Raw genomic sequence first — 26,674 nt, 5'->3', positions numbered from 1 at the left:
TGAAAACCCCGGCCTCGGCTACTATCGTGCTGCCAGCCTGATACTGCACCCGGGGTTCTTCACGTGCCAGAAACGAAACGCCAACGCCTGCCCTCCATCCGCTCGCAGATCGCGCTGCTGGTGCTGGCGTGCGCGCTGCCGACGGTGATCGGCTTCGGCGCCGTGGTCAACCAGTTCTACCAGCGCGAGCGCGAGTCGCTGATGGAGGATACCCAGAAGTCGGCCCGCATGGTGGCCGCCGCCATCGACCGCGACCTGCTGCAATCGGACAGCGCCGCGCGCGCGCTGGCCACCTCGCCCAGCCTGCGCAGCGGCGACCTGGCGGCGCTGCGGCTGCAAGCCGGCGCGCTGCTGGGGCCGCAGTTCCCGGCGTCCCAGTTCATCCTCAGCGACGCCGGCGGCAAGACCCTGCTGAACGTCGGCGCCCCGCTGCCGGACACGCTCAACCCCACCAACAATCTGCGCCGGCTGGCGCCGCTGTACGCCCAGGCGCGCGCGCAGCTGTCGGTGGTGTATATCGAAGGCAGCGCCATGCTGGCGTTGGACGTGCCGGTGTTTGTCGACAGCCGCCTGAGCTACGCGCTGACCGCGCTGCTCAAGCCCGAACGGCTGACCAACATCCTGCGCGACGAAAAAATCAGCCAGCAGCAGGTGATGACGCTGTACGACCCGGAAGGCGTGGTCGTGGCCCAGGCCGGCGGCCCGCGCCTGCTGCTGGGCCAGCCGGCCGAGCCGGCGCTGCGGGCCCAGCTGCGCGAGCGCAGCGAGGCGCTGCTGAGCACCGAGACGGCCGACGGCACGCCGGTGTATTTCGGCTTCAGCCGCTCGCCGGTCAGCCGCGCCACGGTGGCCATCGCCACGCCGCAAGACCTGGCGCTGCGCGAGCTGCTGAGCGCCGTCACCGCCATTTCGCTGGCCATGGCGGCGGTGCTGCTGGCCGGCTTTTCGCTGGCCTGGTGGGTCGGCGGCCGCATCGCCCGCTCGGTGAGCGACCTGGTCGGGCCGGCCCAGGCGCTGGCCAGCGGCAGCCCGTTCACGCTGGGGGCGATGACCTTCCGCGAGGCCGACGCCGTGGGGCAGGCCTTCCGCGCGCTGGAGCGCGACCTGCGCCGCAACCAGGCCGAGCTGGAACAACTGGTGGCCGACCGCACCGCGCAGCTGGAAAAGAACCGCGCCCAGCTGGAAACCCTGTACGCCACCGCGCCGGTCGGCCTCAGCTATGTCGACCAGGAGCTGCGCTTCGTGCGCCTCAACGATTACCTGGCCGCGCTGAACCGCCAGCCGGTGATCGCCCACCTGGGCCGCCACGTGGCCGAGATGATCCCCGACCCCGAAGTGCGGCGCAGCGTGCTGGCCGACTACCGCGCCGTGCTCGACAGCGGCCGGCCGCTGACCGGCCTGCAGCGCTCCGGCCACCCGGCCGCCTCGCCGGAACAGCTGTGCCACTGGGTGGTCAGCTACTATCCGCAGTTCGGCACCGACGGCCGCATCATCGGCATCACCGGCCTGCTGATGGACGTGACCGAGCTCAAGCGGGTGGAGGCGGAGCTGCGGCAATCGCGCCAGCTGATGAGTTCGATGGTGGAAAACATGCCGGCGATGATATTCCTGAAGCGCGCCTCCGACCTGCGCTACGAAATGTTCAACCGCTACGGCGCCCAGCTGCACGGCCACACGCGCGGCGAAGAGCTGATCGGCAAGAGCGACTACGATTTCGTGTCGGCCGCCGAGGCCGACTTCTTCACCGCCGCCGACCGCCGCGTGCTGGCCGCCGAGGCCGGCGTCGTCACCGAGGTTGCCGAGGAACCGATCACCACCAACGGCGTGACGCGCTACCTGACCACCCGCAAGGTGGCGCTGCGCGACGATAGCGGCGTGGCCACCCACGTGCTGGGCATCTCGCTCGACATCACCGAGCGCAAGCAGGCCAAGGAAGCGCTGCGCGCCACCGTGGCCCAGCTGGCGCAGAGCGAGCATTTCGTCCGCACCGTGACCGACAATCTGCCCGGCATGGTGGCCTACTGGGACGCCAGCCTGCACTGCCGTTTCGCCAACCGCTACTTCCTCGAATGGCACGGCCGCGCCGCCGACCAGATGCTGGGCGCGCGCATGCCCGAGGTGCTGGGCGCGGAGCAGTATGCGTTCAGCGCGCCATACGTGCGGCGCGCGCTGGACGGCGAGCCGCAGGGCTTTGCCGACCGGCTGCGCTGGCCGTCGGGCGACGTCAGCCACACCTGGGTCAACTACATCCCCGACGTCGACGAACGCGGCCAGGTGCGCGGCTTCTTCGTGCTGGTGTCCGACGTCACCGAGCTGAAGGAAACCGAATTGCACCTGCAGGAACTGAACGACGAACTGGTGCTGGCGCGCGACCGCGCCGAGGCCGCCAACCGCGCCAAGAGCGAATTCCTGGCCAATATGAGCCACGAAATCCGCACGCCGATGAACGCCATCATCGGCCTGGCGCGGCTGCTGGAAGAGGCGCCGCTGGCCACGCGCGAGCGCGGCTACCTGGACAAGATCCAGCTGGCCACGCAGTCGCTGCTGGGCCTGGTCAACGACGTGCTGGATTTCTCGCGGGTGGAGGCCGGCCAGCTGGTGCTCGAACACGCGGCCTTCAGCCTGGAGCACATCCTCGGCAGCATCAGCGTGCTGGTCGGCGGCAGCGCCTACGACAAGGGCATCGAACTGGTCTACGACATCGACCCGCGGTTGCCGGCCGAGCTGGCGGGCGACCCGATGCGGCTGCAGCAGGTGCTGCTCAACCTGATCAGCAACGCCATCAAGTTCACCGAGCGCGGCGAAGTGGTGCTGCAACTGCGCCAGGCGGCGGGCACGGCACGGCCGGAGCAACGCGCGATCTTGCTGGAGTTCCGCGTGCGCGACACCGGCATCGGCATCCCGCCCGAGCAGCAGGCCCACATCTTCGACGCCTTCTCGCAGGCCGACAGCAGCACCAGCCGCAAGTTCGGCGGCGCCGGCCTGGGCCTGGCGATCTGCCGCCAGCTGGCCGACATGATGGGCGGCGCCATCGAGGTCCGCAGCACGCCGGGCCAGGGGTCGGAATTCCTGTTCACCTGCCCGTTCGAATGCGTGGCGCCGGCCGCCGCCGCGGCATCGCCGCCGGTCGCCGGCCTGCGGGTGCTGGTGGTCGACGACAGCGCCGCCGTGCGCGACGCCCTGCAGGCCGCCTGCGACCACCTGGGCTGGATCGCCGTCGCCGCGGCCGACGCCGTCACGGCGGTGGCGCTGCTGCAGGACAGCCAGCGCCTGGACCGCCCCTACGAGCTGCTGCTGCTGGACCGCGACATGCCGGACATGGACGGTGCCGCCATGCTGGGCTATATCCAGGCCGACCTGGCGCTGCCGCTGCCGCCGGTGCTGATGATGGTGTCCGAACACGCGGCGGCGGCCCAGGCCCTGCTGTCGGGCAGCCTGGGCGTGGCCGGCGTCCTGTCCAAGCCGGTCAGCCCGGCGCGGCTGCGGGATCGGGTCGCCGCGCTGGGCGCCGGCGCCGGCGGCGATGCCGGCACGGCGCCGCACCACCCGCATGCGCCGCTGCAAGGACGGCTGGACGGCATGCGCATCCTGCTGGTCGAGGACAATGAAATCAACCAGGAAGTGGCGCAGTACATCCTGCTGCACGCCGGCGCCACGGTCGATACGGTGGCCAACGGCCAGCTGGCGGTCGACCTGCTGCGCGCCGATCCGCTGCGCTGCGACGTGGTGCTGATGGACGTGCAGATGCCGGTGCTGAACGGCTACGACGCCACGCGGGCGATCCGCGCCCTTGGCGGCGCGCTGGCGCAGCTGCCCATCGTCGCCATGACCGCCAACGTGATGGACGACGACCGCCGCCGCGCCGACGAGGCCGGCATGGACGCGCACGTGGCCAAACCCATCGACGTCGAGGAAATGCTCAGCGTGCTGATACGGCTGGCGAGCCGCGCCGCCGCGCCGCAGGTCGCTGCGGCCGCTGCCGCCACCGCCGGAGTGCCGGACCTGGCCGCCCTGCCGCCCCTGCCCGGCATCGACCTCGACGCCGCGCTGGCCCGGCTGGGCGGCAACCGCGAGGCCCTGATGGCGCTGCTCAAGCGTTTCGAACAATCGCAGGGCGGCACCGTGACCGAGGTCAAGGCGCTGCTGGCGGCCGGCCAGCGCCAGCAGGCCGCGCAAAGCCTGCACCGGCTGCGCGGCGTGGCCGCCAACCTGGGCGCCACCGAGGTCGCCGCCCTGACCTCCGCCGCCGAAGCGGCCCTGCGCCAGGATCCCGACATGGCCACGCTGCAAGCCGCGCTGGACCCGCTGGAGCAGGCGCTGCAACGCGTGGCGGCCGGCGCCCGCCAGCTGTCGGCGCCGGCTTCGGCGCCGGCTTCGGATATTCCGGCCAGCAACAATGTGGCGCACGACTTGCCGCAAAAGCTGGCGGAGTTACAAAGTTTGCTTCAGAATAACAACTTGAAAGCCTTGGAGCACTTCCAGCAACTGCGGCCCGCGCTGGCGGCGGCGGAACCGGTCCGGGCGCTGGCGGAAGCGGTCGAAACGCTGAACTTCAAGGTGGCGCAGAAAATGGTGGAAGACATGTTGCAGCGAAAGGAAAGTGCATGAGTTGGACCGACCTGGCCAGGAATGGACGGATACTCGTGGTCGACGACGCCATGGAAAACATCCAGATCCTGCACCACGCCTTGCGCGACGAGCATGAAGTGCTGTTCGCGCTGGACGGCGAGAAGGCGCTGGAACTGGCGCTGGAGCAGCAGCCCGACCTGATCCTGCTGGACGCCGTCATGCCCGGCATGGATGGCTACGCGGTGTGCGCGGCGCTGCGGGCTTCGCCGCGGCTGCAGGACATCCCGGTGATCTTCGTCACCGCGCTGAGCCAGCCGGAAGATGAAACCCGCGCGCTGGAAGCGGGCGCGGTCGACTTCATCAGCAAGCCCTTCAACGTGGCGGTGGTGCGCGCCCGCGTGCGCAGCCAGCTGACCATCAAGCGCCAGGCCGACGCCATGCGCGAACTGAGCATGACCGACGGCCTGACCGGCGTGGCCAACCGCCGCAGCTTCAACGACACGCTGGACGCCGAATGGCGCCGCTGCGCGCGCGCCGGCCTGCCGCTGTCGGTGATCATGATCGACATCGACCACTTCAAGCTGTACAACGACCACTACGGCCACCAGGCCGGCGACCTGTGCCTGCAACAGGTGAGCGCGGCGATGGCGCGCTGCGCCTCGCGGCCGCAGGACATGCTGGCACGCTACGGCGGCGAGGAATTCATCCTGCTGCTGCCGCAGGAAGCGGCCGATGGCGCCGAGGTGGTGGCCCGCCGCATCCTCGACGAGGTGGGCCGGCTGGCGGTGCCGCACGCGGCCTCGACGACGGCGCCGCACGTGACGGTCAGCCTGGGCGTGTGCACGGTGCTGCCGCCGCTCGACGGCACCGACGCCAACGCCCTGATACGGCTGGCCGACAAGCAGCTCTATCTCGCCAAGCAGGGCGGCCGCAACCGCCACTGCACGACGCTGGCGGCCTAGCCTCAGTCGCGGCGCATCAGGAACTCGGCGACGCAGACCGGCTTGTCGCCGCCCTCGCGCTCCACCACCACCGCCCACTGGATTTGCGCGCCGCCGGCGATATCGTCGATGGCGGCGATGCTCAGCCGCGCCCGCACCCGGCTGCCGGCCGGCACCGGCGCCGGAAAGCGCACCTTGTTCAGGCCGTAGTTCAAGCCCATCGTCATGTCCACCATGTGCAGCGCGTTGACCAGCAAGGCCGGCAGCAGCGCCAGCGTCAGGAAGCCGTGCGCCACCGTCGCGCCGTACGGCGATTCGCGCACCGCCCGTTCGGGGTCGGTGTGTATCCACTGATGGTCGCTGGTGGCGTCGGCGAACAGATCGATGCGCTGCTGGGTGATCTCCACCCAGTCCGACACCGCCACTTCGTTGCCGATCTCGGCCTTCATGGCCGCCAGGTTGGCGAAGCTGCGCATCAGGAGTGCTGCTGGAAACCGCGCTGGGCGATGAAACGCTCCAGGTGGTGGTCGACATCGCCCAGCGTCAGCTCGATCATCGCCAGCCGCTTGAAGTGGTGGGCGGCCGGCAGTTCGTCGGTGACGCCCATGCCGCCGTGCAGCTGTACCGCCTGCTGGCCCAGGAACTTCGACGCCTGGCCGACCCGCACCTTGGCCGCCGACACCACGCGCCGGCGCTCCTCGGCATCGCCGCAGGACATGCGGGCCGCCGCCAGCATCGCCATCGAGCGCGCCTGTTCCAGATGGATGTACATATCGGCCATGCGGTGCTGCAGCGCCTGGAAGCCGCCGATCGGCGTGCCGAACTGCTTGCGCGTCTTCAGGTAGTCCAGCGTGGCGGCGAACAGCGCATCCATCGCGCCCACCGCTTCCGCGCACAGCAGGCTGGCGCCGTAGTCGGCCGCCTCGTCCAGCATGTCCCAGCCGCCGCCCAGCTTGCCCAGCAGCGCCGACGCCGGCACCGCCACATGACTGAACTGCACGGTGGCGGCGCGCTGGCCGTCGATGGTGCGGTAGTCGCGCACGATCACGCCCGGCGTATCGGCCGGCACCACGAACAGGCTGATGCCGTTGGTGTCGCGCTGGGCGCCGGCACTGCGGGCCGAGACGATCAGGGCGCCGGCTTGGCCGCCGTGGACCACCACGGTCTTGGTGCCGTCGATGCGGTAGCCTTCGCCGTTGATGCTGGCGATGGTCTTGATGTCCGACAGCTCATGGCGCGAGTGCTTCTCGCCCAGCGCGCAGGCCAGTTTCAGTTCGCCGCTGGCGACTTCTTCCAGCAGATGGTGCTGGTTGCCGGCCAGCTTGAGGAATTGCGCGCCCCAGACGGTGGCGAAGTAAGGCTCGACCACCAGGCCGCGGCCGATTTCCTGCATCACCACCCACAGGTCGACCGCGCTGCCGTCGAAGCCGCCCTGCTCTTCCGGCACCGGCAGCGCCGTCATGCCCAGCTCGACCAGCGTGTTCCAGGCCACGTCGGACACGCCCGATTGCGAATGCACGATGCGGTGGCGCACGTCGAAGCCGTAGTCCTTGTCGACCCAGCGGCGCAGGGCGTCGGCGAACTGCTGCTGCTCTTCTTTCAAATTAAAATCCATCGCTGCCCCTTACAGTCCCAGGATCATCTGGGTGATGATGTTTTTCTGAATCTCGTTCGAACCGCCGTAGATCGACGTCTTGCGGAAATTGAAGTAGTAGCCGGCCAGCGGCGCGGCGGCGTCGTCGCCGGTGACGGCGTGGTCGGCCTTGCCTTCGAGGTAGTCGGTGTCGAACGGCAGCGCGTCCGGGCCCAGGGCCTCGACCATCAGCTCGGTGAGCAGTTGCTGGATTTCCGAACCGCGCACCTTCAGCAGCGACGCTTCAGGTCCGGGCGCGTGCGACTCGCGGGTGATCACGCGCAGCACCGTGGTTTCCAGCGCCATCAATTCGATTTCCAGGCTGGCCACCTTGGCGGCGTAGACCGGATCCTGCAGCAGCGGCTTGCCGTGCTTGTAGTGTTCGGAGGCGATCTTCTTCAGGAACAGCAGCTCGCGCTTGGAGCGGCCGACGGCGGCGATGCCGGTGCGCTCGTGGCCCAGCAGGTATTTGGCGTAGGTCCAGCCCTTGTTTTCCTGGCCGATCAGGTTCTGCACCGGCACCTTGACGTTGTCGAAGAAGACTTCGTTCACCTCGTGGTCTTCGTCCAGCATGATGATGGGGCGGATCGTGATGCCGGGGGTCTTCATGTCGATCAGCAGGAAGGAGATGCCCTCCTGCTTGCGCACGGTGGTGTCGGTGCGGACCAGGCAGAAGATCATGTCGGCGTGCTGGGCCAGCGTAGTCCAGGTCTTCTGGCCGTTGACGATGTAGTGGTCGCCGTCGCGTTCGGCGGTGGTCTTCAGCGAGGCCAGGTCGGAGCCGGAGCCGGGTTCGGAGTAACCCTGGCACCACCAGTCTTCGCAGCTGAGGATGCGCGGCAGATAGTGGGCCTTCTGCGCCTCGTTACCGAAGGCCATGATGACCGGCGCCACCATGTTGACGCCGAACGGCAGGATGGGCGGGGTGCCGGCGCGGGCGCACTCTTCTTCCCAGATGTGGCGCTGGGTGGCGGTCCAGCCCGGACCGCCATGTTCGACCGGCCAGGCCGGCGCGGCCCAGCCCTGGCGGGCGACGATCTGGTGCCAGCGCACGTAATCCTGGCGGCTCAGGCGCAGATGGTTGCGGACCTTCTTCTGCAGATCGCTGGGCAGGTTAGCGTCGAGAAAAGCGCGCACCGTATCGCGAAACGCCAGATCCGCCGCCGAGTAGTTCAAATCCATGCTGTCTCCATATTCTTATGACCCGCTAAAAAAGCACGGTCGTTCAAATAATTGTACCCGATATCCTGCCCGGTATTGTGGCATTTTTAAAGGGCGACAGAATGGCGTTGTTTCCAAAACCCGGGGCCACATTAGGCCCCGGGTTAGCCGCTTATTTCATGGTGTAGCTTTGCTGTGCCGTATCGACGGCGTAGTTATGCGCGGTGTCCCAGTAGGTGAAGCTGTAGTTCACCACGTCGCCGATCTTCAGGCCGCTCGCGGTGTAGCTGTTGACGCCGGCGTTCTGCGTCATCCGCACGTTCAGCTGGCCGCCGCCGTTGACGGTGTAGTGCACGTCCGCCCAGCTGCTCGAATTGAACGAGAACTTCAACATCGTCGCGCTGGTTTGCTGCACGGCCGGGGTCGGAGTTGGCGTCGGGGTTGGCGTGGGTGTCGGAGTCGGCGTCGGTGTGGGCGTAGGCGTCGGGGTTGGCGTCGGCACGCCGGTATCCCAGACGATGTCGTCGATCGCCATCTGGAACGCCGAGCTCGGCAGTGCCGCGCCGTCGCTGGCGATCTGGAACAGGTCCAGCATCGACTGCAAGGCGATCTTGCTGCCGGCCAGGTCGGCCACCGGTATCGTCGCCGTGCCCCAGTCGCCGTTGCGCACCAGGCCGTAGGTCGTCGCATTGGCCGGGAACTTCACCGCGTTCTGGTTGGTGTAGGTATCCTGCACGCCCACCGTGAACGCCACGTTGGCCGGGATCTTGATCTTCAGCTTCATGGTGCCGTTGCGGAAGTTGCTCATGTCCCGCGCCTGGCGCGATTCCACGCTGCCGCCGAACCACTGCCCCGGCGTGTTGAAACTCCACGCCATCACATTGCTACCCTCGTACGGCGGCAGATTGCCCGGCGTGACGGAGGCGTTGTTCCACACGAAGATGTCGGATGTGGTGCCCGCCACCAGCTTGTTGTTGACCACCGTGTTGTCGGTGAAGACGCCGAACTTGCCCACTTCCGGCGTGCTCTGGCTGCCCAGTTTGACAGTGCCCTTGCCGTCCAGCTGGTACACGCGCACATAGTCGACATACATGGTGCCCGGCAGCGGCGCCGTCACCTGCGCAGGCGTGGCCGCGTCGGTGAAGTTGCCGCCCACGGCCAGGTTGAACAGCAGGTAAAACGGCGCTTGCAACGAAGTCGAATTGACCGGCAGCGGATTGTTGTACATGTCGCGCTCGACGCCATTGTCCACCACCGTGAAGCGCATCTGCGTGTCGGTCCAGTACAGGCGGTAGATGACGAAGCGGTTCGCCAGCGACTGGGTCGGCGTGTACCAGTTCTTGGTCTGCCACGCGGTCGAGGCGGCGCAGCTCTCGTTGCCCGGCACGCAGGCGGCCTGCTGCCAGGTGATGACGTTGGAGCCGGCAAAATTATCGATCGCAGGGGTCGGACTGCCGGCCGCCGCGCGGCTGCTGGCCTTGTGGCCCATCTCAAGGATGTCGATCTCGCCGTTGCGCGGCCAGCTCTGCGGGCTGACGCCCAGCATCCACGCGGCCGGCCACAAGCCGGTGCCCAGCGGCGGCGTCGACATGCGGATCTCGACCATGCCGTACTGCACCTGCACCTTGCCGAAGGAGCCGATTTTGCCGGAGGTGAAGACGTTGCTGCCCACCGTCTGGTTCTGGGCCTTGATCGCCAGCGCCCGCGTGTTCGGCTCGAACGGCACGTTGACGATGGAGAGATTGTTGGGGCTGTAGTACTCCAGCTCCTGGTTGCCATAGCCGCACAGGTTGATCTGGCAGCCGTTGCCGTCCACCGCCGTCCACACCGCAGTGTTGAGCGTGGCGCCGTTGAATTCCTCGGACCACAGCAGCGGCCCGATGACGGGACTGGTGACGCTGGCCGACACTTGCGTGCCGTAAGCCATCAGGATGCCGGCGGCGACGGCGGACAGAACGAATTTCTGTTTTTTCACAATGTATGACTCCTCGTTTCCATGCTTCCACATTTCGAACCGGACGGCCGTCCGGCCCGCACCTTCGCCGGCAACACCGGCTATTCCGCTTGCGGACAGGGAGATGGAACGAGGCGCGGCGCAGGAAAAAATGGGCGCAGGGGCGCCATCGCTACGAGGCGTTTCTCTTGTATTTGCAGTCTCCGTGCCGGCCGGGTCGACGCCCGGGCTCTGTCGCTGATTAGAATTGGAAACGATTCCAATTCCATATCCAAAATATATTCTGATTAATATTTTTTGTCAACGCAGACGCGCAAACGTGTGCGGGTTTTACCCCGCTCAGTCGACGGTGATGAGCAGATCGCGGCCCTTGCTGGCGGCGTTGCCGGCGTAGTCTTCGGCGGTGATGCGCAGGGTGTACTGGCCGGAGCCGAGGGCGCCGACCTTCCACGCGCCCGGCGTCAGCTTGCCGTGGATCAGCGTGTTGTTGATGGCGTAGGAGAAGCGCGTCTCGGCGGCGCCATGCACGGTGATGCCGCTGCTGCCCGAGTAAGCCAGCTTGACCGCCTCACGGTTGCGCGGCAGGCGGTCGTACAGCTGGGTGATCAGCGGCTGTTCCATGCCGGGGATCACTTCGCCGTCGGCATTGAGCAACTGGTAGCCCAGCTTGTACAAGCCCAGGCGGCGGCGGGCCTGGTTGCCGTTCATCTGGTCGAAGGCGTCGACGACGATCTGCACTTCACCCAGGCCGCGCGGCACCAGCAGGCGGCCGTCGACCTTTTCCTTGAGCGGCTTGCCGCTGCTGTCGGTCAGCGTGATGGACTGGATCTGCGGCGCGATGGTGTCCTCCAGATCGACGAACGGCAGCGTCAGCGGATTGAGGGCGTCGCCGTTCGGCTTGTAGTCGAGGTGCACATGAGCCATGCGGTTGACGGTGCCCAGCGTTTCACCCACGACGAAGCGGGTGCCGCGCTTGACGCGCACGGCGGCCGGCACGCCCTTCTCGTCCTTCAGCAACTGGAAGCGCGGATCGAGCAGCTTGTCGTTGGCGCCGCGGCCGACGCGCATGTGGATGTACTGCAGGCCGTCCAGCGCCAGCCCTTCCGACAGTTCGCCATAACCCCAGCTGGCGCGCGGATCGGCGACCTTGCCGGCGGTGACGGCCAGCACCGGCGTGCCGATGGCCGCCTGCACGTCCAGCCCCGAATGGAAATGGTCGCGGCTTTCGCCGTCGAAATTGCCGCGCACCTCGCCCATCAGGCCGACCACTTCATGCGCCTTGTCCTGCGGCTTGATCGGCCACAGCATGGTGGCGCTGTGGGAAGGCGCCGGGGGCAGCGGCAATTCCGGCGCGGCCGCCTGGCCGGCCAGCGCCAGCGCCACGTGGTGCAGGCGGAAGGTGGCGGCGTCGGTCACGAACAGTGAGCCATCCTTGGCCAGCGCCACGCCGCGCGGCGCGTAGAAACGCACGCTGCCATCCGATCCGTAGCCGGGTTGCGGCGGATGGTCGGCATCGTCCAGCGTCAGCACGTCGCCGGTCGGGCTGATCTGCGCCAGCCGGCCGTGGGCATTGCTGCTCGCGTACAGATAGCCGTCCGGCGTCAGCGCCAGCCCGACCGGGGCGCGCAGCAGCGCGTTGCGGTCGTCGTCATCGGCCTGGGCGACGGTGCTGACCTTGCCGTCCTTGCCCAGCTTGCGGATCGCGTGGTTGCCGGTGTCGGCGATGTACAGATCGCCGGCGGCGCTGAGCGCCAGGCCGGTGGGCGTATCGAACAGCGCCTGCGCGGCGGCGCCGTCGGACTTGCCGGCACGGCTGCCGCCGGCGATGGTGGTGACATCGCCGTTGGGCGCGATGCGGCGGATACGATCGTTGTAGGTGTCGGAGACGTAGACCACGCCGGCCGCGTCCACCGCGATGCCGACCGGGCCGTTGAACTGCGCTGCCGCGCCACGGCCATCCTTGTCGCCCGGCAGACCGTCGCCAGCCAGCGTGCTGACCACGCCTTCGGGCGTCACCTTGCGGATGGCGTTGTTACCGGTGTCGGCCACGTACAGGTTGCCGGCGGCGTCGATCGCCAGTCCGGACGGTGTATTGAAAGCGGCCGCCTTGCCCGCCCCTTCCGCATAGCCCTCGACGCCACCGGCCAGCGTGGTGGTGGTCCCATCCAGGGCGATCTTGCGGATGCTGTTGTTGTCGCCGCCGTCGGCCACGTACAGGTTGCCGGCGCCATCGATGACGACGCCGAACGGATCGGCAAAGCGCGTGCTGCGGCCGTGGCCGTTGTTCGCGCCCGGCAAGCCGTCGCCGGCGATGGAGGTGACGCGCGCGCTCCAGTGCGGCTGCGTGCCTTTGGCCGCCGTCGGCTGCGCCACGTCGGTGCTGGCGTCGCCGCCGGAATGGGTCAGGATATAGGCCGCCCCGCCCCCGCCCAACGCGCCGCCGAACGCCAACGCTGCGGCGATTAACTTGAATTGGGTAGGAGTCACGTTGTGCAAGCCCAAAAGTTGATCTAAAGAAAATATCTTAACCGATCTTCGGCGGACAGGCAAAAATCGGGCAAAAAAAAGCCCGCTACAGGAGCGGGCTAAATCTATTTCCTTGGAGGAGATAGAGGAGACAGGTGAATGATGCTGCATCGCGGAATATATATCCAATTTATATTGGCAATACCAGAAATATCCGCGATGAATAACTCGTAAAAAACCCCGCGACCAGCGCGGGGTTTTTATGGAGCACGGCAACTTACTTGCCTCTTACTTGCCTCTTACTTGCCCGCCTCCACAGCGTACGGCAGCACGCGCGACGCCATGCGCGTGTCGGTCTTGAGCAGGCTGACCTCGTCGGCCAGGATGTGCACCGCTTCGTTCAGCAGCACGTCCTTGGCGGCCTTGGCGGCTTTTTCCGCGTCCAGCTCGGCGGTCAGCGAGCGCTCGTCGCCCTGCAGGCCGTCGTCGGTGCGCAGCGCGCCCTTGACTGCCGCCACTTTCGGCGACGGCGCCGGCTTGCCGTTGGCCGCTTTGGCCGAGATCGCCTTGTTCAGCGCATCTTTCGGATCAGGCACCAGGATGGGATCGTCCGCGCCAGGCGTGGTCGACAGCAGACGCGCTTCGCGCAGCTTGGCGCGCGCTTCCTGGCTGTCGCGTTCCTTGCGGCGCGCGGTCTCGTTCAGCGAGATCAGGTTGTCCTTGCGCTGCTTCTTGACCAGGGCGATGTCCTCGGCCAGGTACTGGAAGTCCTTGTCCTTGGCCACGCGGGCTTCGTGCTTCTTGTCCAGCAGCGGCAGGATGTCCTTCAGGTCGCCGGTCGGGATGTAAGGCGCAGGCTTGATCGAGGTCCACGGCAAGGCATTGTCGTAGCTCGATTCGCCGAAGGTGTCGGAATCGCCCATGGTCGGCAGCTTGATGTCCGGCGTGACGCCGCGCAGCTGCGTGGTGCCGCCGTTGATGCGGAAGAACTGGGCGATGGTCATCTTCAGCTCGCCGTAGTGGACCTTGTCGCTCTGGGCGAAACGGTCCAGGCCGAAGATGGTCTGCACCGTGCCTTTGCCGAAGCTCGGCTCACCGATGATGATGCCACGGCCGTAATCCTGGATGGCGGCCGCGAAGATCTCGGACGCCGAGGCCGAACCGCGATTGATCAGCACGCCCAGCGGACCGTCCCAGGCCATGCCGGCGTTGTTGTCGCTCTCGATTTCAATCTTGTTGTCGCTGTTACGCTGCTGCACCACCGGGCCCTTGTCGATGAACAGGCCGGTCAGCGCCACCGCTTCCGACAGCGAACCGCCGCCGTTGTTGCGCAGGTCGATCAGCACGTTGTCGACTTTTTCCTTCTTCAGCTCGCCCAGCAGGCGGGCCACGTCGCGGGTGGCGCTCTTGTATTCCTTGTCACCCTTGCGGCTGGCTTCGAAGTCCATGTAGAAGGTCGGCAGCGAGATCACGCCGATGCGGCGCTTGGCCGTGCCGTCCTTCACTTCCAGAATGGATTTCTTGGCCGACTGTTCTTCCATGCTGATTTTCTTGCGCACCAGCGATACCAGCGTGTGCTTGCCGTCGACGCCGGCGTCGACCGGCTGGATGTCGAGACGCACGGTGGAATCTTTCGGGCCGCGGATCAGCGCGACCACGTCGTCGATGCGCCAGCCCAGCACTTCGGTCATCGGCGAGTTGTCATCCTTGGCCACGCCGAGGATCTTGTCGCCGACCTTGATCTTGCCCGACAAGCCGGCCGGGCTGCCCGGCACCACTTCGCGCACGACCGTGTATTCGTCGCGGGTCTGCAGCACGCAGCCTATGCCTTCGAGCGACAGGCGCATGGCGATGTCGAAGTTTTCCGAAGCACGCGGACCCAGGTAGTTGGTGTGCGGCTCGATCGACATGGCGTAGGCGTTCATGAAGATCTGGAACACGTCCTCATTGGTCAGCTTGCGCGAGCGGCTGATGTAGTTCTCGTAGCGCTTGTCGAGCGTCTCGCGGATGCCCTTGTCGTCCTTGCCGGCCAGCTTCAGGCGCAGCCAGTCGTTCTTGACGCGCTTGCGCCACAGTTCCTTCAGCTCGGCGTCGCTCTTGACCCAGTCGGACTTTTCGCGGTCGTACTGGTAGCTCTCGTCGAGGCTGAAGTCGGGCTTGGTCTTGAGCAGTTCGCGGGCGTAGGCGATGCGCTCGTTGAAGCGCTGCTGGTACTGGTTGTAGATGGCGAACGGCACGCTGAGGTTTTCGCCGTTGATGGCGTCGTCCAGGCGGGTGCGCACGATGGCGTACTGGTCGAGGTCGGCCTGGGTGAAGAATAGTTTTTCAGAATCCAGCGACTTGAAATAGCGGTCGAAAATCTTTTCCGACATCGCATCGTCGAGCGGCGTGGATTTGTAATGCAGTTTAGTCAGCACCCGCGAGGCCCATACGGCCGCCTGGGCTTGGCCCGGCTGGGGTTTGAGTACGGTCTCCGCCGCCGCTTTTTCTGGCACGGCCGCGCCGGCCTGCACTGACAGCGCCGCCAATACGGCTACCAACAGCATTTGCTTCTTCATCGGCTTACTCCGAAACGTAGTGAATTCATTGATCGTCATGCGCAGCGCCTGGGCCTGCGTTTCCATTCTACAGGATAGCGCTGCTACACGGCTCTGTGAGTTTGCAGTGTCACCGGCCAAGCTTAAGGGTGGCTGAAATGAAACTACCTGAACTTTTCATGATGACCATGCAGGCAATTGTGTTGCCATGCAGCAAAAATGTGGTACTATATCGGTCTTATGTTTTGACGGCCCCGCCACGCATCACTCCGGCAGAGCCCGCACGCCTCGACTCGCGAGGCGCCTTGTATATCAAGCAGCACGCCTCACGCAGTCGCTCCCCCGGAGCATGCTCGAACCAGAGCGCCCTCAATCAGCAGTACCTTGACTAAAAAAAACAATGCAAACCTTTACTATGAATCCCCGCAATTGGGGTGTCGGCACCAAGATTACCGTGTTCACCTTCGGCCTGATCGCCATCATCCTGGCCATGCTGCTCACCCTGATCAACCTCAGCACCTCGGCCATGCTCAAGGAGCGCGCCAAGGCCAATGTGGCCAATACGCTGGGCGGCATCAGCAACACGGTGGAAGTGTTCAACACCGCCATGACCAATGAAGCGTCGAGCTTTGCGCGCCTGTTCGCGGCCGGCTTCGGCGACGGCAAGTTCACGCTGGACCCGGCCGCCACGGTCGACATCGGCGGCAAACCTACGCCCTCGCTCAAGCACGACGGCAAGACGCTGAACCTGGACTTCGCCATCCCCGACAAGTTCACCGCCGACACCGGCGTGGTCGCCACCATCTTCGCCGCCAACGGCGACGAGTTCGTGCGCGTGAGCACCTCGCTGAAGAAGGAAAACGGCGAACGCGCGGTCGGCACCCAGCTCGACCACGCCCACCCGAGCTACGCGCCGCTGCGCGCCGGCGCCAACTACATCGGCCTGGCCACGCTGTTCGGCAAGCAGTACATCACCCAGTACGACCCGATCAAGGACGCCGGCGGCCGCGTCATCGGCGTGCTGTTCATCGGCCTGGACATCTCAAAGAACATGGCCATGCTGAAGGAAAAGATCAAGGCCATCAAGATCGGCGACACCGGCTACATCTACGTGGTCAACGCCGCGCCGGGCAAGACGCTGGGCACGGCGCTGGTGCATCCGGCCAAGGAAGGCGAGAACCTGATCGACAGCAAGAGCAGCGACGACCGCCTGTTCGTCAAGGACATGCTGGAGGCCAAGGAAGGCTCGATGAGCTACGACTGGGCCGACAGCGCCAACGCCGCGCCGCGCGAAAAGATGGTCGAGTTCCACACCTTCAAGGCCTGGAACTGGCTGATCGTCGGCGGTACCTACACCGAAGAGATCACTCGCGAAGCCGGCCAGCTGCGCAACCGCTACGCCGCGCTGGGCCTGGTGTCGCTGGCGCTGTTCGCCGTCATCCTGTTCCTGCTGGTGCGCGCCAACGTCACGCGCCCGCTGGCTCGCGCCGAAGAAGCCGCGCGCCGCATCGCCAAGGGCGAGCTCGACGTGCAGCTGGACATCCACAACAAGGACGAGATCGGCCTGGTGCTGCGCGCCCTCAACGGCATCAGCAACAACCTGTCGGGCGTGGTCGGCCAGGTGCGTTTGGGCGCCGAGCAGATCGCCACCGCTTCCAATGAAATCGCCGCCGGCAACCTGGACCTGTCGTCGCGCACCGAAGAGCAGGCGTCCAGCCTGGAAGAGACCGCCGCTTCGATGGAGCAGCTGAGCAGCGCCGTGCGCCAGAACGCCGACAACGCGGCCCAGGCCAACCAGATGGCGCTGGCCGCCTCCGGCATCGCCGCCAAGGGTGGCGAGGTGGTGGCGCAGGTGGTCGACACCATGGGTTCGATCAACCAGTCGTCGCGCAAGATCGTCGACATCATTTCGGTCATCGACGGCATCGCCTTCCAGACCAACATCCTGGCGCTGAACGCTGCCGTTGAAGCGGCACGCGCCGGCGAACAGGGCCGCGGCTTCGCGGTCGTGGCGCAAGAAGTGCGCAACCTGGCGCAGCGCTCGGCCACGGCGGCCAAGGAAATCAAGGCGCTGATCGACGACTCCGTGAGCAAGGTCGACATCGGCAGCAAGCAGGTCGAACAGGCCGGCTCGACGATGCAGGAAGTGGTGGTCAGCGTGCGCCGCGTGACCGATATCATGGCCGAGATCAGCAGCGCCAGCGAAGAGCAGCGCGCCGGCATCGGCCAGGTGCACGAAGCGATCGCGCAGATGGACCAGGTCACGCAGCAGAACGCCGCGCTGGTCGAAGAAGCGGCCGCAGCCGCCCACGCCTTGCAGGACCAGGCCGCGGACCTGGAGCAAGTGGTGCGCATCTTCAAACTGGGCAACGGCCACGGCACCGCAGCCCTGCAGCCGGCGCGCAGCCGCCTGGCTCTGAAGTAAAACCAATCCGGGGCGCGACCCCGGATTTTCTTTTGCCCTATAATTGTCGGATGGGTAAATTGTTCAAGCACCGGCGCAGTCACAGCCTGATCGTATGCATTGCGATTTTGCTGAACCTGTTCGCGCCGGCAATTGGACACGCGATGTCCGCGCTGACGAGCGACCCGCTGGCGCTGGAGATTTGCTCCACCACGCCAGCCAAGCCGGCGCCCGGCGACAGCGCTCCGCATGCGCTCAAGCATTGCGTGTTCTGCGCCACCCATGCCGATACCTATGCGCCGCCGCCCGCTCCGGCCGGCCTGGTCAGCGTACTGCGCGGCCATGACGCCTACCCTGCGCCGCAATACTTCTCCCCTGCTCTTCCTTTCGTCTGGTCCGACGCGCAACCGCGCGGGCCGCCCGCCGTTTCCTGATGTTCCCGTAACCCGCATGCAGCGGCCACGCCATTCCGGCGACGGCCGGCGTGCGCCTATCGATCGTTACACAGGACTCACCATGCAACGCCGTACCCTACTAACCGCGCTGGCCGCATTGCCGCTGGCCGCCCATGCAGCACCAGCCTACACCGGCATCGACATCACCGGCAGCACCATCGGCCCGGACTTCCGGCTGTTCTACGGCGACGGCAAGCCCGCCTCGCTGCAGGACTTCAAAGGCAAATACGTGCTGCTGTTCTTCGGCTTCACGCAATGCCCGGACGTCTGCCCGACAGCACTGTCACGCGCCGTCGAAACCAGGAAACTGCTCGGCGCCGATGGCGACAAGCTGCAAGTGCTGTTCGTCACCGTCGACCCGGAGCGCGACACCGCCGCGCTGCTGGCCGAATACATGCGCGCCTTCGATCCCGGCTTCGTCGGCCTGCGCGGCGACGCCGCACAGACGGCCAAGGCGGCCAAGGACTTCAAGATCTTCTACCGCAAGGTGCCCAGCGGCAGCTCGTACACGATGGACCACACGGCCATCACCTACGTGTTCGACGCCACCGGCAAGATCCGCCTCGCCTTCAAGCACGAACAGACCGCCCAGCAGTGCGCAGCCGACCTGCGCAAACTGATGCAACCGAAAAAAGAAACCAGCTTCCTGAAAGGACTCTTCCAATGAAACGCATGATCTACCTGATGCTCCTCGCCGCCCTGCCCGCGTTCGCGCAAGTCACCGTCAGCGAGGCCTGGGTGCGCGGCACCGTGGCACAACAAAAGGCCACCGGCGCCTTCATGACGCTGACCGCCTCCCAGGACGCGCGCCTGGTCGGCGCCAGCTCACCGGCGGCCGGCGTGGTCGAAGTGCACGAAATGAAAATGGTGGACGATGTGATGCGCATGCGCCAGATCGACGGCCTGCCGCTGCCAGCCGGCCAGGCCGTGCAGCTGGCGCCCGGCGGCTACCACCTGATGCTGATGCAGCTGAAACAGCCGCTGGCCGACGGCCAGAAAATCCCGCTGACGCTGGAGTTCGAGGATGCCAGGCATCAGCGCAGCACCATCCAGCTGGAGGCGCCGGTGCGGCCGTTGAACGCGGCCGCCGCCCACCACTAGATCAAGTCAGGGCTTGCCGCGAAAGCGATTCTCATCATCGATGGCGGCGACGGCCTGGGACAACGCGGCCGCGCGCGCCTCGTTCGCCGTGGCGAATTCGCCGGCAGCGTTTGTTACCCGGCCGGACTCGTCGTCGAGGCGCGCGCTACCGGTCCAGAGTCCGTTGGCGCTTTGTGCCGCGGTCAAATAAATCGCGCGGCCTCGATAGAGCGAAATGTCCGGAATGGGTGCTGCCCCTTCCGTTCGCTCGATCGCAGGCGGCGGACCGATGGCCTGGGCTGCCTTGTTGCTCTTGGGCTGAGTCATCGGCGACTCCATTGATCAGCAGTGGGTGCCGCCTGGTCCGCCAAACCAGACTGTCTCGTTCCATGGCGCGGCGTATTTGACGACCTGTGAAGTGTAGCATGGCGCATTCGCAGATGCCGTCAGCGCGGCGTCCGTGCGGCCGCCGCCGGTCGGGAAGTACTGGATTTGCCGCTGATATGCCGCGTGCTGCCAACCCGCAGAGGCGTAGGCTCCACCGCCCATGGGCGGCCAGCTGGTCGTGCCGACGACCTCGCCGCCATAGTCGATTTCCGAGGCATGCGTAGCCATCGCTCCACCGTGATAGATTGAGGCGGGGTAATAGCCGACCGCGTTGGCAGCGGCGCCTCCGCCCAAATACAGCCACCAGTTGCCGCCCACGAGATAGAAGGCGATATCGAGTTCATATTGAGTGCCACCCGCGACGCTCCAGGGTGACAGCGCGCCGCCGAGAGCCCAGTTCTTGTTGGTCTGGACGAAGGCGCCGCAGGAGAGGTTGTAGCAACCGGTCGAGTGATAAGCGTCCGCCGTCCAGTAGATAAACAAACACGGTTTGGTATTCGCGTACATCCCAGGATAGACCTGCCAGCCGACTTCCGCAGTTTGCAGCCCGGCGCCGCTGCCACCCACATACCAATGTTGCGACAACGAGAATATTTGATTCGCTCCTATGCCCGGATCCCAGACATTGACGAAGCTGGTGCCACCGAGATTGTTGACGTTCTGAAACGCGTGCGCCCAGCGATGCGTCGCCGCCACTTGTGGCGACGGACCCGACGCGCCGGGAGGCCTGATCCCGCCGCCGTTGCCGGGACGCTTCTGCATGAAGTGCCGCAGACTCCGGAACCGGGACAGTCCCTCCAGAGTCAGCCGCCTTACCGGAATCGTACCGTCGGGCGCGAACATCTGGTTGCCGTAGATATCGACGAAGTCGGCATGCAATTGCACCAGAGGGCGCGCAGGCGCGTGCGGCGCTCCAGGGGCCAGCGTTGCCGCCCAGCCGGGAAGATCCACCGCTGTCGCGATCGCGCCCGGCTGGCCTCGACGGGACATCTGCTGTTCGATCGGAATGCAGTCGAACACGGAGCCGTTGGCATCCACGAAACTATGCAAGGCGGTTGTAGAGTCGTAATATTTAATGAGATACGTCCGAATTTCGTCGAACGAGCCTGCGTCAGCGATATTGCTATGGGGAACATTCAAAAAATGTTCGGGTCGCGCTGCGTGCAAGGATTGTACGAATTGATCGAAAGGCACGAAAGGGTGTGAAGCAGGCATGACTGTGCTCCTTTGTGTTATCGGCGTGTAGCGGCAGGGTCCGCCAAAACAGTTTCGGCGGTTAGCGCGGGGCTGTCTGTGATAACGCGCAAGCAGGATGCAATCAGGTCTTAGCCTATCGATTGAATTGAAAAATGGCCAGCCAAACTAAACAAGCGATACAGCCGTACATCAGAGCGGACAGCGCCCCCATTTTGATATCGATATGGGAGGGAAGGCAGGAGAACAATGCTACCGCCGCAACATATCCAGATACTAGCCAGCTCATGTAGTCGCCGCGCTGAAAAGCCGACTGCGTCCAATATTTGAAGATCAACCAACTCACCCAAGCCAACAGAAGTGGGGCAAAGGCCACCGGCGCAGAATTCCAGATATTCAGATTTCTAAACCCCACGGAACCCAGCATCCAATAGTTTTTTCCCCGTCTTGGAATGATGGAAAACGACGTGGGCTTCGCATAAACCACCCAGCCCACCGCCGCGTGTAAGACCTCATGGCTGATCGTCCCTATCAACGTCAGGATCGCAATTCCCCAACCGGAATACCTCACCCAGCGCAGCAAGCAGAACCAGATAAATATCAATACGATGGATGGGATGGAGCTAACCGTCAGGCCCATGTGATTTAGCGAGAACATTCTGGCCTCACGTCAGGGATGGAAAACTGCGGCCATTCCTGTCCATCCCAAAAGAAGGGGTGCCGCGCCGACAAGGCGCGGACCAGCAGCGCCAGCACGAGCGATGGCGCCAGGTACAGCAAAATGTCGCGGTCACGGCACAACCACGCCGGCGCGAGCGTACTACGTGCAAACAGGCTGCTCATGGCCGCATCGTCGCACGATGGCCACCCGGCGTCAATTTCTCGCTATCAAACGCGACATCCTCCGGGCGCTACTGCGCCGTCAACGACCACCAGTTGATGTTCCAACCACCGGCGCGGGCAAAAATGGCCAGATCCTGCTGCCCGGCCGTCAGGTAGACGGTGCCGGTGATCGTGGTCCAGTTCTGCCAGCCGCCGGTGTTGGGCACCGGCAGCGCCACCAGGTCGGTGGCGTTCTTGCTCAGCACCAGCTGGCCGCTGCTGTTCGGGCTGGCGACGCGGAATTGCAGGTTGTACCAGCCGGTCTTCGGCACATTGATCGGATAGCTCATCCAGTCATTGGTATCGATGTTGCCGACGTTGAAGCCGCCGCCGCTGTCGCTGGTGGTTTCCATGCGCATGCCGCTGTGGTTGCTGAACATTTCCGCCTCGATGCGCTGGCCCGCCTCGGCCTTCCAGTTCATCCAGTAGGCGATGCTCTCGTTGCGCACCAGCGCCTGCGTGCCAAAGCCGCGGAAGTAGTTTTCGATGGCGGCGTTGGTGGCGCTGCCCACATCCAGCCCGCCGAAACCGCCGCCGTTGCTGCTGTTGGACACCATGCCCCAGCCCCACGAGCTGGTGTCGCCGCTGGAACCGCCATAGCTGACCGTCTTGTACGCCCAGTTGGTCGCAGCCCAGCCGTACATATTGTAGATGTCGTAGGTCTTGCGGGTGATCTGGCCGCCGTAGCTGCCGGTCAGCGTCCACGGCTGGAATTCGCCGATCAGGAACGGCGTGTTCAGCGCCGTCAGCTTGTTGTTCCAGTCGCAGGTCTCGCCGGTGCCGCTGGCATTGCAGTGCAGCCAGTTAGCGTGCATATTGGCTTGCGCGGTGGCGCCCTGCACTTCGTTCCATCCCCACAGGCCCGGATAGAAGTGCATCCAGAAGGCCACGTTGCTCAGGCCGCGCGTGTTCGGATTGCCGTAGGCGTCGATGCCGGAATTATGGCCCGGCAGCAGGATCACGTGATTGGCGTCCTTGGCCCGCACCACGTCGAACAGTTCGTAGGCGAAGTTGGCCAGCGTGGTGGCGTCGGTGCCCCATGGTTCGTTGAGCAGGTCGTAGGCCGCCACCGAGGTGCGGTTCTTGTAGCGGCTGGCGATCATGTCCCACAGCCACTTGGTGCGGTCGCGGTAGGTGTTGTTGCTCCACATCTGAGCCGCGCCGACGCAGCCGTCGTGCTGCTCGCTGGCCGCAGCCTGGCCGCCGACCGCGCCGTGCAGGTCGAGGATCACGTACATGCCGCGCTTCTCGGCTTCGTTGATGGCGTAGTCCAGGTATTTCCAAGCATCCGGCCGCAGCGTGTACGGATGGGCGTCGTCCTCAACCAGGCTGTACAGGAACGGCACGCGCACCACGTTCATGCCCATGCCCTTCATCAGGTCGAAGTCGCGGCCGCTGATCCAGCTGTCGCGGAACACCGACATCAGGCGCTCCTTCTCCGCCGCGCCGAAGCGGCCGGTGAGCGCCGTCTCCAGCGTGCACTGGTCGCCGATGCCGGCGCCGTTGTTGGACAGGTTGGAATTCATCATCCACATTTCCAGCGCCAGCCAGTTGCCGAGATTAACGCCGCGCAGGTTGACGCGGTTGCCCGCGCCATCGACCCAGTACTTGCCGTTCTGCCGTATCGCCGGCAGCGTCACGCCGGTGGTCTCCGGCGTGAAGTTGATCCAGTTGAGGTTGAAGCCGCCCGCGCGCGCCTGCACTGTCAGGCTCTGCGGGCCGGCGGCCAGGAACACATGCGCGTTCACCGTGGTCCAGTTCTGCCAGCCGCCGGTGTTGGGCAGCGCCGTGGTGTCGCCGATGGCCTTGCCGTTCTGCGCCAGCACCACCTGGCCGCCGCCGACCGCCGAGGCCACGCGGTACTGCACCGTGTACCAGCCGGCGCTGGCGGGATTGACCGAGTAGGTCATGCTGTCGTTGGTATCGATCCAGCCGACGTCGCTGCCGCCGCCGGTGTCGGTGGTGGCCTCGATGGCGACGCCGGTCATGCTGACGTAGCTTTCCGCCTCCAGCTTGCCCGGCAGCGCGGTTTGCGCGTAGCCCGCGCCGGCAGCCGCCAGCCCGGCAAGGGCCAGCATCCATTTGATTCGGTGATTGATGCGGTGATGCAGTGTTGTCTTCATGTAGTCTCCAATGTTTTTTTGTGATGAAGAACCGCAGTACAAAATATGGAAGCGCTTCCACAATAGGTTGGAAACGTTACCAAATTTGTATGAAAACTATACCACGATGGTTGCGGGCGTCAATCCCGATGTGTTGCCGCGCGCTCGATGCGCAAGGTGTCGCCGTGCGCGTCGCTGGCCAGTAGCGTGACGGACAGCCCGCCCGCCGTCACCGTCTGGCCGACCGCCAGCAGCGCTTGCAGGTGCTGCTCGTCGCTGTCGCCGGGCGGCTGCACGCGCACCGCGCCGTCATGCGAAGTCAGCCGCGTATCGACGGTGTAGACCAGCAGCCCGGCGCGCTGCAGCTTGCTGTCGTAGCCTTCGGCCCGCCGGCTTTCCACCGCCAGCGCCGTGTTCGGGCCGGTCGGCACCAGCGCCAGCTTGGCGCCCCCTGAGCGTTCGAGCGGCGTCAAGGTCAAGGTGGTGCTGGCGGCGCTGGTGCAGCTGACCTGCGCGTCATCGAGCCAGCCCAGCTGCCAGCGCTCCCAGCCCAGGTATTCCGGCGCCCTGCCCGTCGGGTTGCCCATGGCGCTGAATTCCCCGACATAGGTGTGCCACAACTGCCTGGGCGGACGCGGGCCGGCCAGGTCGACCAGCGACATCGCGTGGCCGATTTCGTGCACAAACCAGGCCCAGCCCAGGATCGGCAGATCGCTGCCCGAGGTGGCGCCGTTGATGAATTCCCGGCCGCCGGCCTGCACGCCCAGGCCCGGCCTGGCGGTGAAGGCCGGCCCCCAGTTGATCGCCTGCGTGGCCGGATTGGCGATCACCAGGATGGCGTCGCTGCCGGCATAATCGACCGCAGGCCCGGCCAGGTCTATCGCTTCCTGGAAGTAGGCGCGGTGGTAGTCGAACGAGGCGTCGCGGCCGAAGTGATAGTCGGACGAAGGCTTGCGCATGCGTATCCAGCGCTGGTCGGCGGCCAGCGTCACGTCCAGTTTGCCGTAGGAGACGGCCTTGAAGTACTGCTCCGCGCGCGGCGAGATAATCGACAGCACATCGCGCGGCGCGACCGTGGCCGGGGCGTCGCTAAAGTCGACGAACAGCACGCGGAAGCGCAGCTGGCCGGTGGTCTTCAGGCGATCGGGCTTGCGCGGAAAGCCGAGGCCGACGTCGGTACGCAATTGCATTTCGGGCAGGCGGCAGGCGGCCAGCTGGTCGCCTGCCAAGGCCGGCAAGGCCGCCAACAACACCAATGCGCCGACCGCGCACCGAGCCGTCATGCGCCACCGCCCGCGACCGCCGCCACGCTGCTGTCGTAGGAAAAACCATGCTGCTGCAAAATCTCCACCAGTTCCGCCGGCGGGCTGCCCAGCCTGAGGTTCTCGGCCACCCAGTCGCGCCAGGCGGGCGTGACATCGAACGGCTCCGGCGCCAGCTCGATGCCGGCGATGATGCGCGCAAGCAGGCCGTTGATGCGCTTGGTGTCGATCAGATGCTGCACCACCGCGTGGCCCGAAAACGGAAACGGATACAGCGTGCAATTGCCGGCCGCCGCCAGCCGGTGCGCGTGCATGGCGTCCAGATTGACAGACTCGATCGCATCGTCCCGGTCCGGCTTGGTGCCGAACACGATGTGCAGCTGCGTCTGCCCGCCCCGCTCGCGGCCCAGCGCCGCCAGGTCGTAGTAGCCCGACGGCGGCGGTTGCTGCGCCAGCGCCCGCATCACGGCGATCCAGCGGCGGTCGTGGTACAGCAAGGCCTGGCCCACATCGAGGAAGGACAAGGGACCGAAGGCGACCACCTGCTCCACCCCGAGCAGCAGCCCGAACATGACGGCCGCATAACCGCCCATCGACTGGCCGATGGTGACGACCTTGCTCGGCCGTATCGCCGCCACCAGCGCGCGCAGCGTCTCAACCGTGTCGTCGGGATGCTCGCCCAGTCCGGCGATGGCGCGGTGGTACCAGCTGTTGCCGGAATCGCGCACGAGAATTTTGTTGAGATGGCGCCCACTGGCTTGCTCCAGCTTTTTCAGGCGTCCGTAGAAATCGAAGTCCGGCCGCGCATCCCACGACACGAAGCCGAAGGCGATCACCAGGATTTCGCCCGGCACTACGCGGTCGATCAGCACGTCTTCGGTGCTGGTCTTGACGCGCCGGTTATCCAGCGCGGGCACATCGGTGATACTCAACGACATGGCCGGCGCTCCCGGGCTGAAAGAAGTTTAGTGGTTGTCGGTGTAAAAACAGCGGCCGCAAGCCTGGCGGTAGCTCTCGTTGCCGCCAATGCTGATCTGCTCGCCTTCCTTGATGCGCCGGCCGTTTTCGTCGACGCGGATATTCATCGTGGCCTTCTTGCCGCAAGTGCAGATGTTCTTCAACTCTTCAATATCGTCGGCCAGCGCCAGCAGGTAGGCCGAGCCGGGGAACGGCTCGCCGCGGAAATCCGTGCGCAAGCCGTAGGTGATGACCGGCACGCCGCGCACCTGCGCCAGCTGGTGCAACTGCTGCACCTGGGCCGTGCTGAGGAACTGCGCCTCGTCGATCAGCAGGCAGGCGATCTTCTGGTCAATGCAGACCAGGAAATCGGTGCCGGCATCGAATACTTCCGTCTCGCGCTGCGGCCCCAGCCGCGACGTCACATGGCCCACGCCGTAGCGGTTGTCGATGGCGGCGGTGAACAGGCGCACCTGCTGCCCCTGCTCTTCGTAATTGTGCGCCACTTGCAGCATCGCGGTGGACTTGCCTGCGTTCATAGCAGAATAACGGAAATAAAGTTTAGCCACTACTACCCCTGATTGAAGAGCGCGATTATAAACCGTCCCCCGCGAAAAAGGCGCATACTTGCCTTTCCAACAGCACGGTGAAAATGATAATTTTTTTCATATGCAAACTCGGAAACATTCC

General features: G+C 65.4%; 19 protein-coding genes. 6 read left to right on the top strand and 13 right to left on the bottom strand.

The genetic code is table 11. The features are described 5' to 3' along the window. Nucleotides 1-63 precede the first annotated feature (63 nt). A complete protein-coding gene (locus GEV01_RS29650) occupies nucleotides 64-4,608 on the top strand; it encodes a PAS domain-containing protein (RefSeq protein WP_328595660.1) in 4,545 nt (1,514 codons plus the stop codon). Beyond that, nucleotides 4,605-5,531: a diguanylate cyclase domain-containing protein gene (locus GEV01_RS29645; RefSeq protein WP_152809873.1), complete on the top strand. Its 927-nt coding sequence runs from the start codon at nucleotides 4,605-4,607 to the stop codon at nucleotides 5,529-5,531. The genes GEV01_RS29650 and GEV01_RS29645 overlap by 4 nt, the downstream gene beginning before the upstream one ends. 2 nt (nucleotides 5,532-5,533) lie before the next feature. Here the strand turns inward: GEV01_RS29645 and GEV01_RS29640 are convergent, their stop codons facing one another. The 6 genes from GEV01_RS29640 to GEV01_RS29615 form a co-directional block, all read right to left on the bottom strand. After that, on the bottom strand, nucleotides 5,534-5,986 hold the full coding sequence (locus GEV01_RS29640; protein ID WP_152809870.1) for a MaoC family dehydratase: 453 nt from the start codon (nucleotides 5,984-5,986) through the stop codon (nucleotides 5,534-5,536). After that, a complete protein-coding gene (locus GEV01_RS29635) occupies nucleotides 5,986-7,125 on the bottom strand; it encodes an acyl-CoA dehydrogenase family protein (RefSeq protein ID WP_152809868.1) in 1,140 nt (379 codons plus the stop codon). Before GEV01_RS29635 ends, GEV01_RS29640 begins: the two co-directional genes overlap by 1 nt. A gap of 9 nt (nucleotides 7,126-7,134) precedes the next feature. Then, entirely contained in the window at nucleotides 7,135-8,325 is a 1,191-nt protein-coding gene (locus GEV01_RS29630) for an acyl-CoA dehydrogenase family protein (protein ID WP_152809866.1), read from the bottom strand. Nucleotides 8,326-8,476: 151 nt separating this feature from the next. Further along, nucleotides 8,477-10,279 carry a glycoside hydrolase family 16 protein gene (locus GEV01_RS29625; protein WP_152809864.1) on the bottom strand — a complete coding sequence of 601 codons (1,803 nt, stop codon included), beginning with the start codon at nucleotides 10,277-10,279 and terminating at the stop codon, nucleotides 8,477-8,479. A gap of 318 nt (nucleotides 10,280-10,597) precedes the next feature. After that, complete coding sequence (locus tag GEV01_RS29620) at nucleotides 10,598-12,745, bottom strand: gluconolaconase (protein ID WP_328595659.1); 2,148 nt, start codon at nucleotides 12,743-12,745, stop codon at nucleotides 10,598-10,600. Between the two features lie 278 nt (nucleotides 12,746-13,023). Beyond that, on the bottom strand, nucleotides 13,024-15,282 hold the full coding sequence (locus GEV01_RS29615; RefSeq protein WP_152809860.1) for a carboxy terminal-processing peptidase: 2,259 nt from the start codon (nucleotides 15,280-15,282) through the stop codon (nucleotides 13,024-13,026). 394 nt (nucleotides 15,283-15,676) lie between these two features. Between GEV01_RS29615 and GEV01_RS29610 the strand changes: the two genes are divergently transcribed. The 4 genes from GEV01_RS29610 to GEV01_RS29595 all read left to right on the top strand — a co-directional run bounded on the left by GEV01_RS29610 (nucleotide 15,677) and on the right by GEV01_RS29595 (nucleotide 19,221). Continuing rightward, on the top strand, nucleotides 15,677-17,686 hold the full coding sequence (locus tag GEV01_RS29610) for a methyl-accepting chemotaxis protein (protein WP_152809858.1): 2,010 nt from the start codon (nucleotides 15,677-15,679) through the stop codon (nucleotides 17,684-17,686). A gap of 50 nt (nucleotides 17,687-17,736) precedes the next feature. Beyond that, nucleotides 17,737-18,099: a DUF2946 domain-containing protein gene (locus GEV01_RS29605; RefSeq protein WP_152809856.1), complete on the top strand. Its 363-nt coding sequence runs from the start codon at nucleotides 17,737-17,739 to the stop codon at nucleotides 18,097-18,099. A gap of 82 nt (nucleotides 18,100-18,181) precedes the next feature. Further along, nucleotides 18,182-18,787 (top strand): SCO family protein, encoded by a 606-nt coding sequence (locus GEV01_RS29600; protein ID WP_152809854.1) that lies wholly within the window; start codon nucleotides 18,182-18,184, stop codon nucleotides 18,785-18,787. Next, a complete protein-coding gene (locus tag GEV01_RS29595) occupies nucleotides 18,784-19,221 on the top strand; it encodes a copper chaperone PCu(A)C (protein WP_008447807.1) in 438 nt (145 codons plus the stop codon). The genes GEV01_RS29600 and GEV01_RS29595 overlap by 4 nt, the downstream gene beginning before the upstream one ends. Before the next feature lie 6 nt (nucleotides 19,222-19,227). Here GEV01_RS29595 and GEV01_RS29590 read toward each other — a convergent pair whose 3' ends face one another. The 7 genes from GEV01_RS29590 to GEV01_RS29555 form a co-directional block, all read right to left on the bottom strand. Beyond that, nucleotides 19,228-19,527, bottom strand: coding sequence for a hypothetical protein (locus GEV01_RS29590; protein WP_152809852.1), 300 nt, complete (start codon nucleotides 19,525-19,527; stop codon nucleotides 19,228-19,230). A gap of 15 nt (nucleotides 19,528-19,542) precedes the next feature. Next, entirely contained in the window at nucleotides 19,543-20,802 is a 1,260-nt protein-coding gene (locus GEV01_RS29585; protein ID WP_152809850.1) for a neprosin family prolyl endopeptidase, read from the bottom strand. A gap of 115 nt (nucleotides 20,803-20,917) precedes the next feature. Beyond that, on the bottom strand, nucleotides 20,918-21,421 hold the full coding sequence (locus tag GEV01_RS29580; protein ID WP_217428527.1) for a hypothetical protein: 504 nt from the start codon (nucleotides 21,419-21,421) through the stop codon (nucleotides 20,918-20,920). Between the two features lie 271 nt (nucleotides 21,422-21,692). After that, nucleotides 21,693-23,786: a carbohydrate-binding protein gene (locus tag GEV01_RS29570; RefSeq protein WP_152809844.1), complete on the bottom strand. Its 2,094-nt coding sequence runs from the start codon at nucleotides 23,784-23,786 to the stop codon at nucleotides 21,693-21,695. A 119-nt stretch (nucleotides 23,787-23,905) separates the two neighbouring features. Further along, nucleotides 23,906-25,048: a metallopeptidase domain-containing protein gene (locus GEV01_RS29565; RefSeq protein WP_152809842.1), complete on the bottom strand. Its 1,143-nt coding sequence runs from the start codon at nucleotides 25,046-25,048 to the stop codon at nucleotides 23,906-23,908. Beyond that, a complete protein-coding gene (locus GEV01_RS29560; protein WP_152809840.1) occupies nucleotides 25,045-25,965 on the bottom strand; it encodes an alpha/beta hydrolase in 921 nt (306 codons plus the stop codon). The genes GEV01_RS29565 and GEV01_RS29560 overlap by 4 nt, the downstream gene beginning before the upstream one ends. Nucleotides 25,966-25,992: 27 nt before the next feature. After that, nucleotides 25,993-26,553: a thymidine kinase gene (locus tag GEV01_RS29555; protein ID WP_043480756.1), complete on the bottom strand. Its 561-nt coding sequence runs from the start codon at nucleotides 26,551-26,553 to the stop codon at nucleotides 25,993-25,995. Nucleotides 26,554-26,674: the final 121 nt, after the last annotated feature.

Source organism: Rugamonas rivuli, assembly GCF_009380165.1.
GTDB lineage: Bacteria > Pseudomonadota > Gammaproteobacteria > Burkholderiales > Burkholderiaceae_D > Rugamonas > Rugamonas rivuli.
The sequence above is the reverse complement of the archived record's forward strand: the minus strand, read 5'-3'. Positions and strand labels throughout refer to the sequence as shown.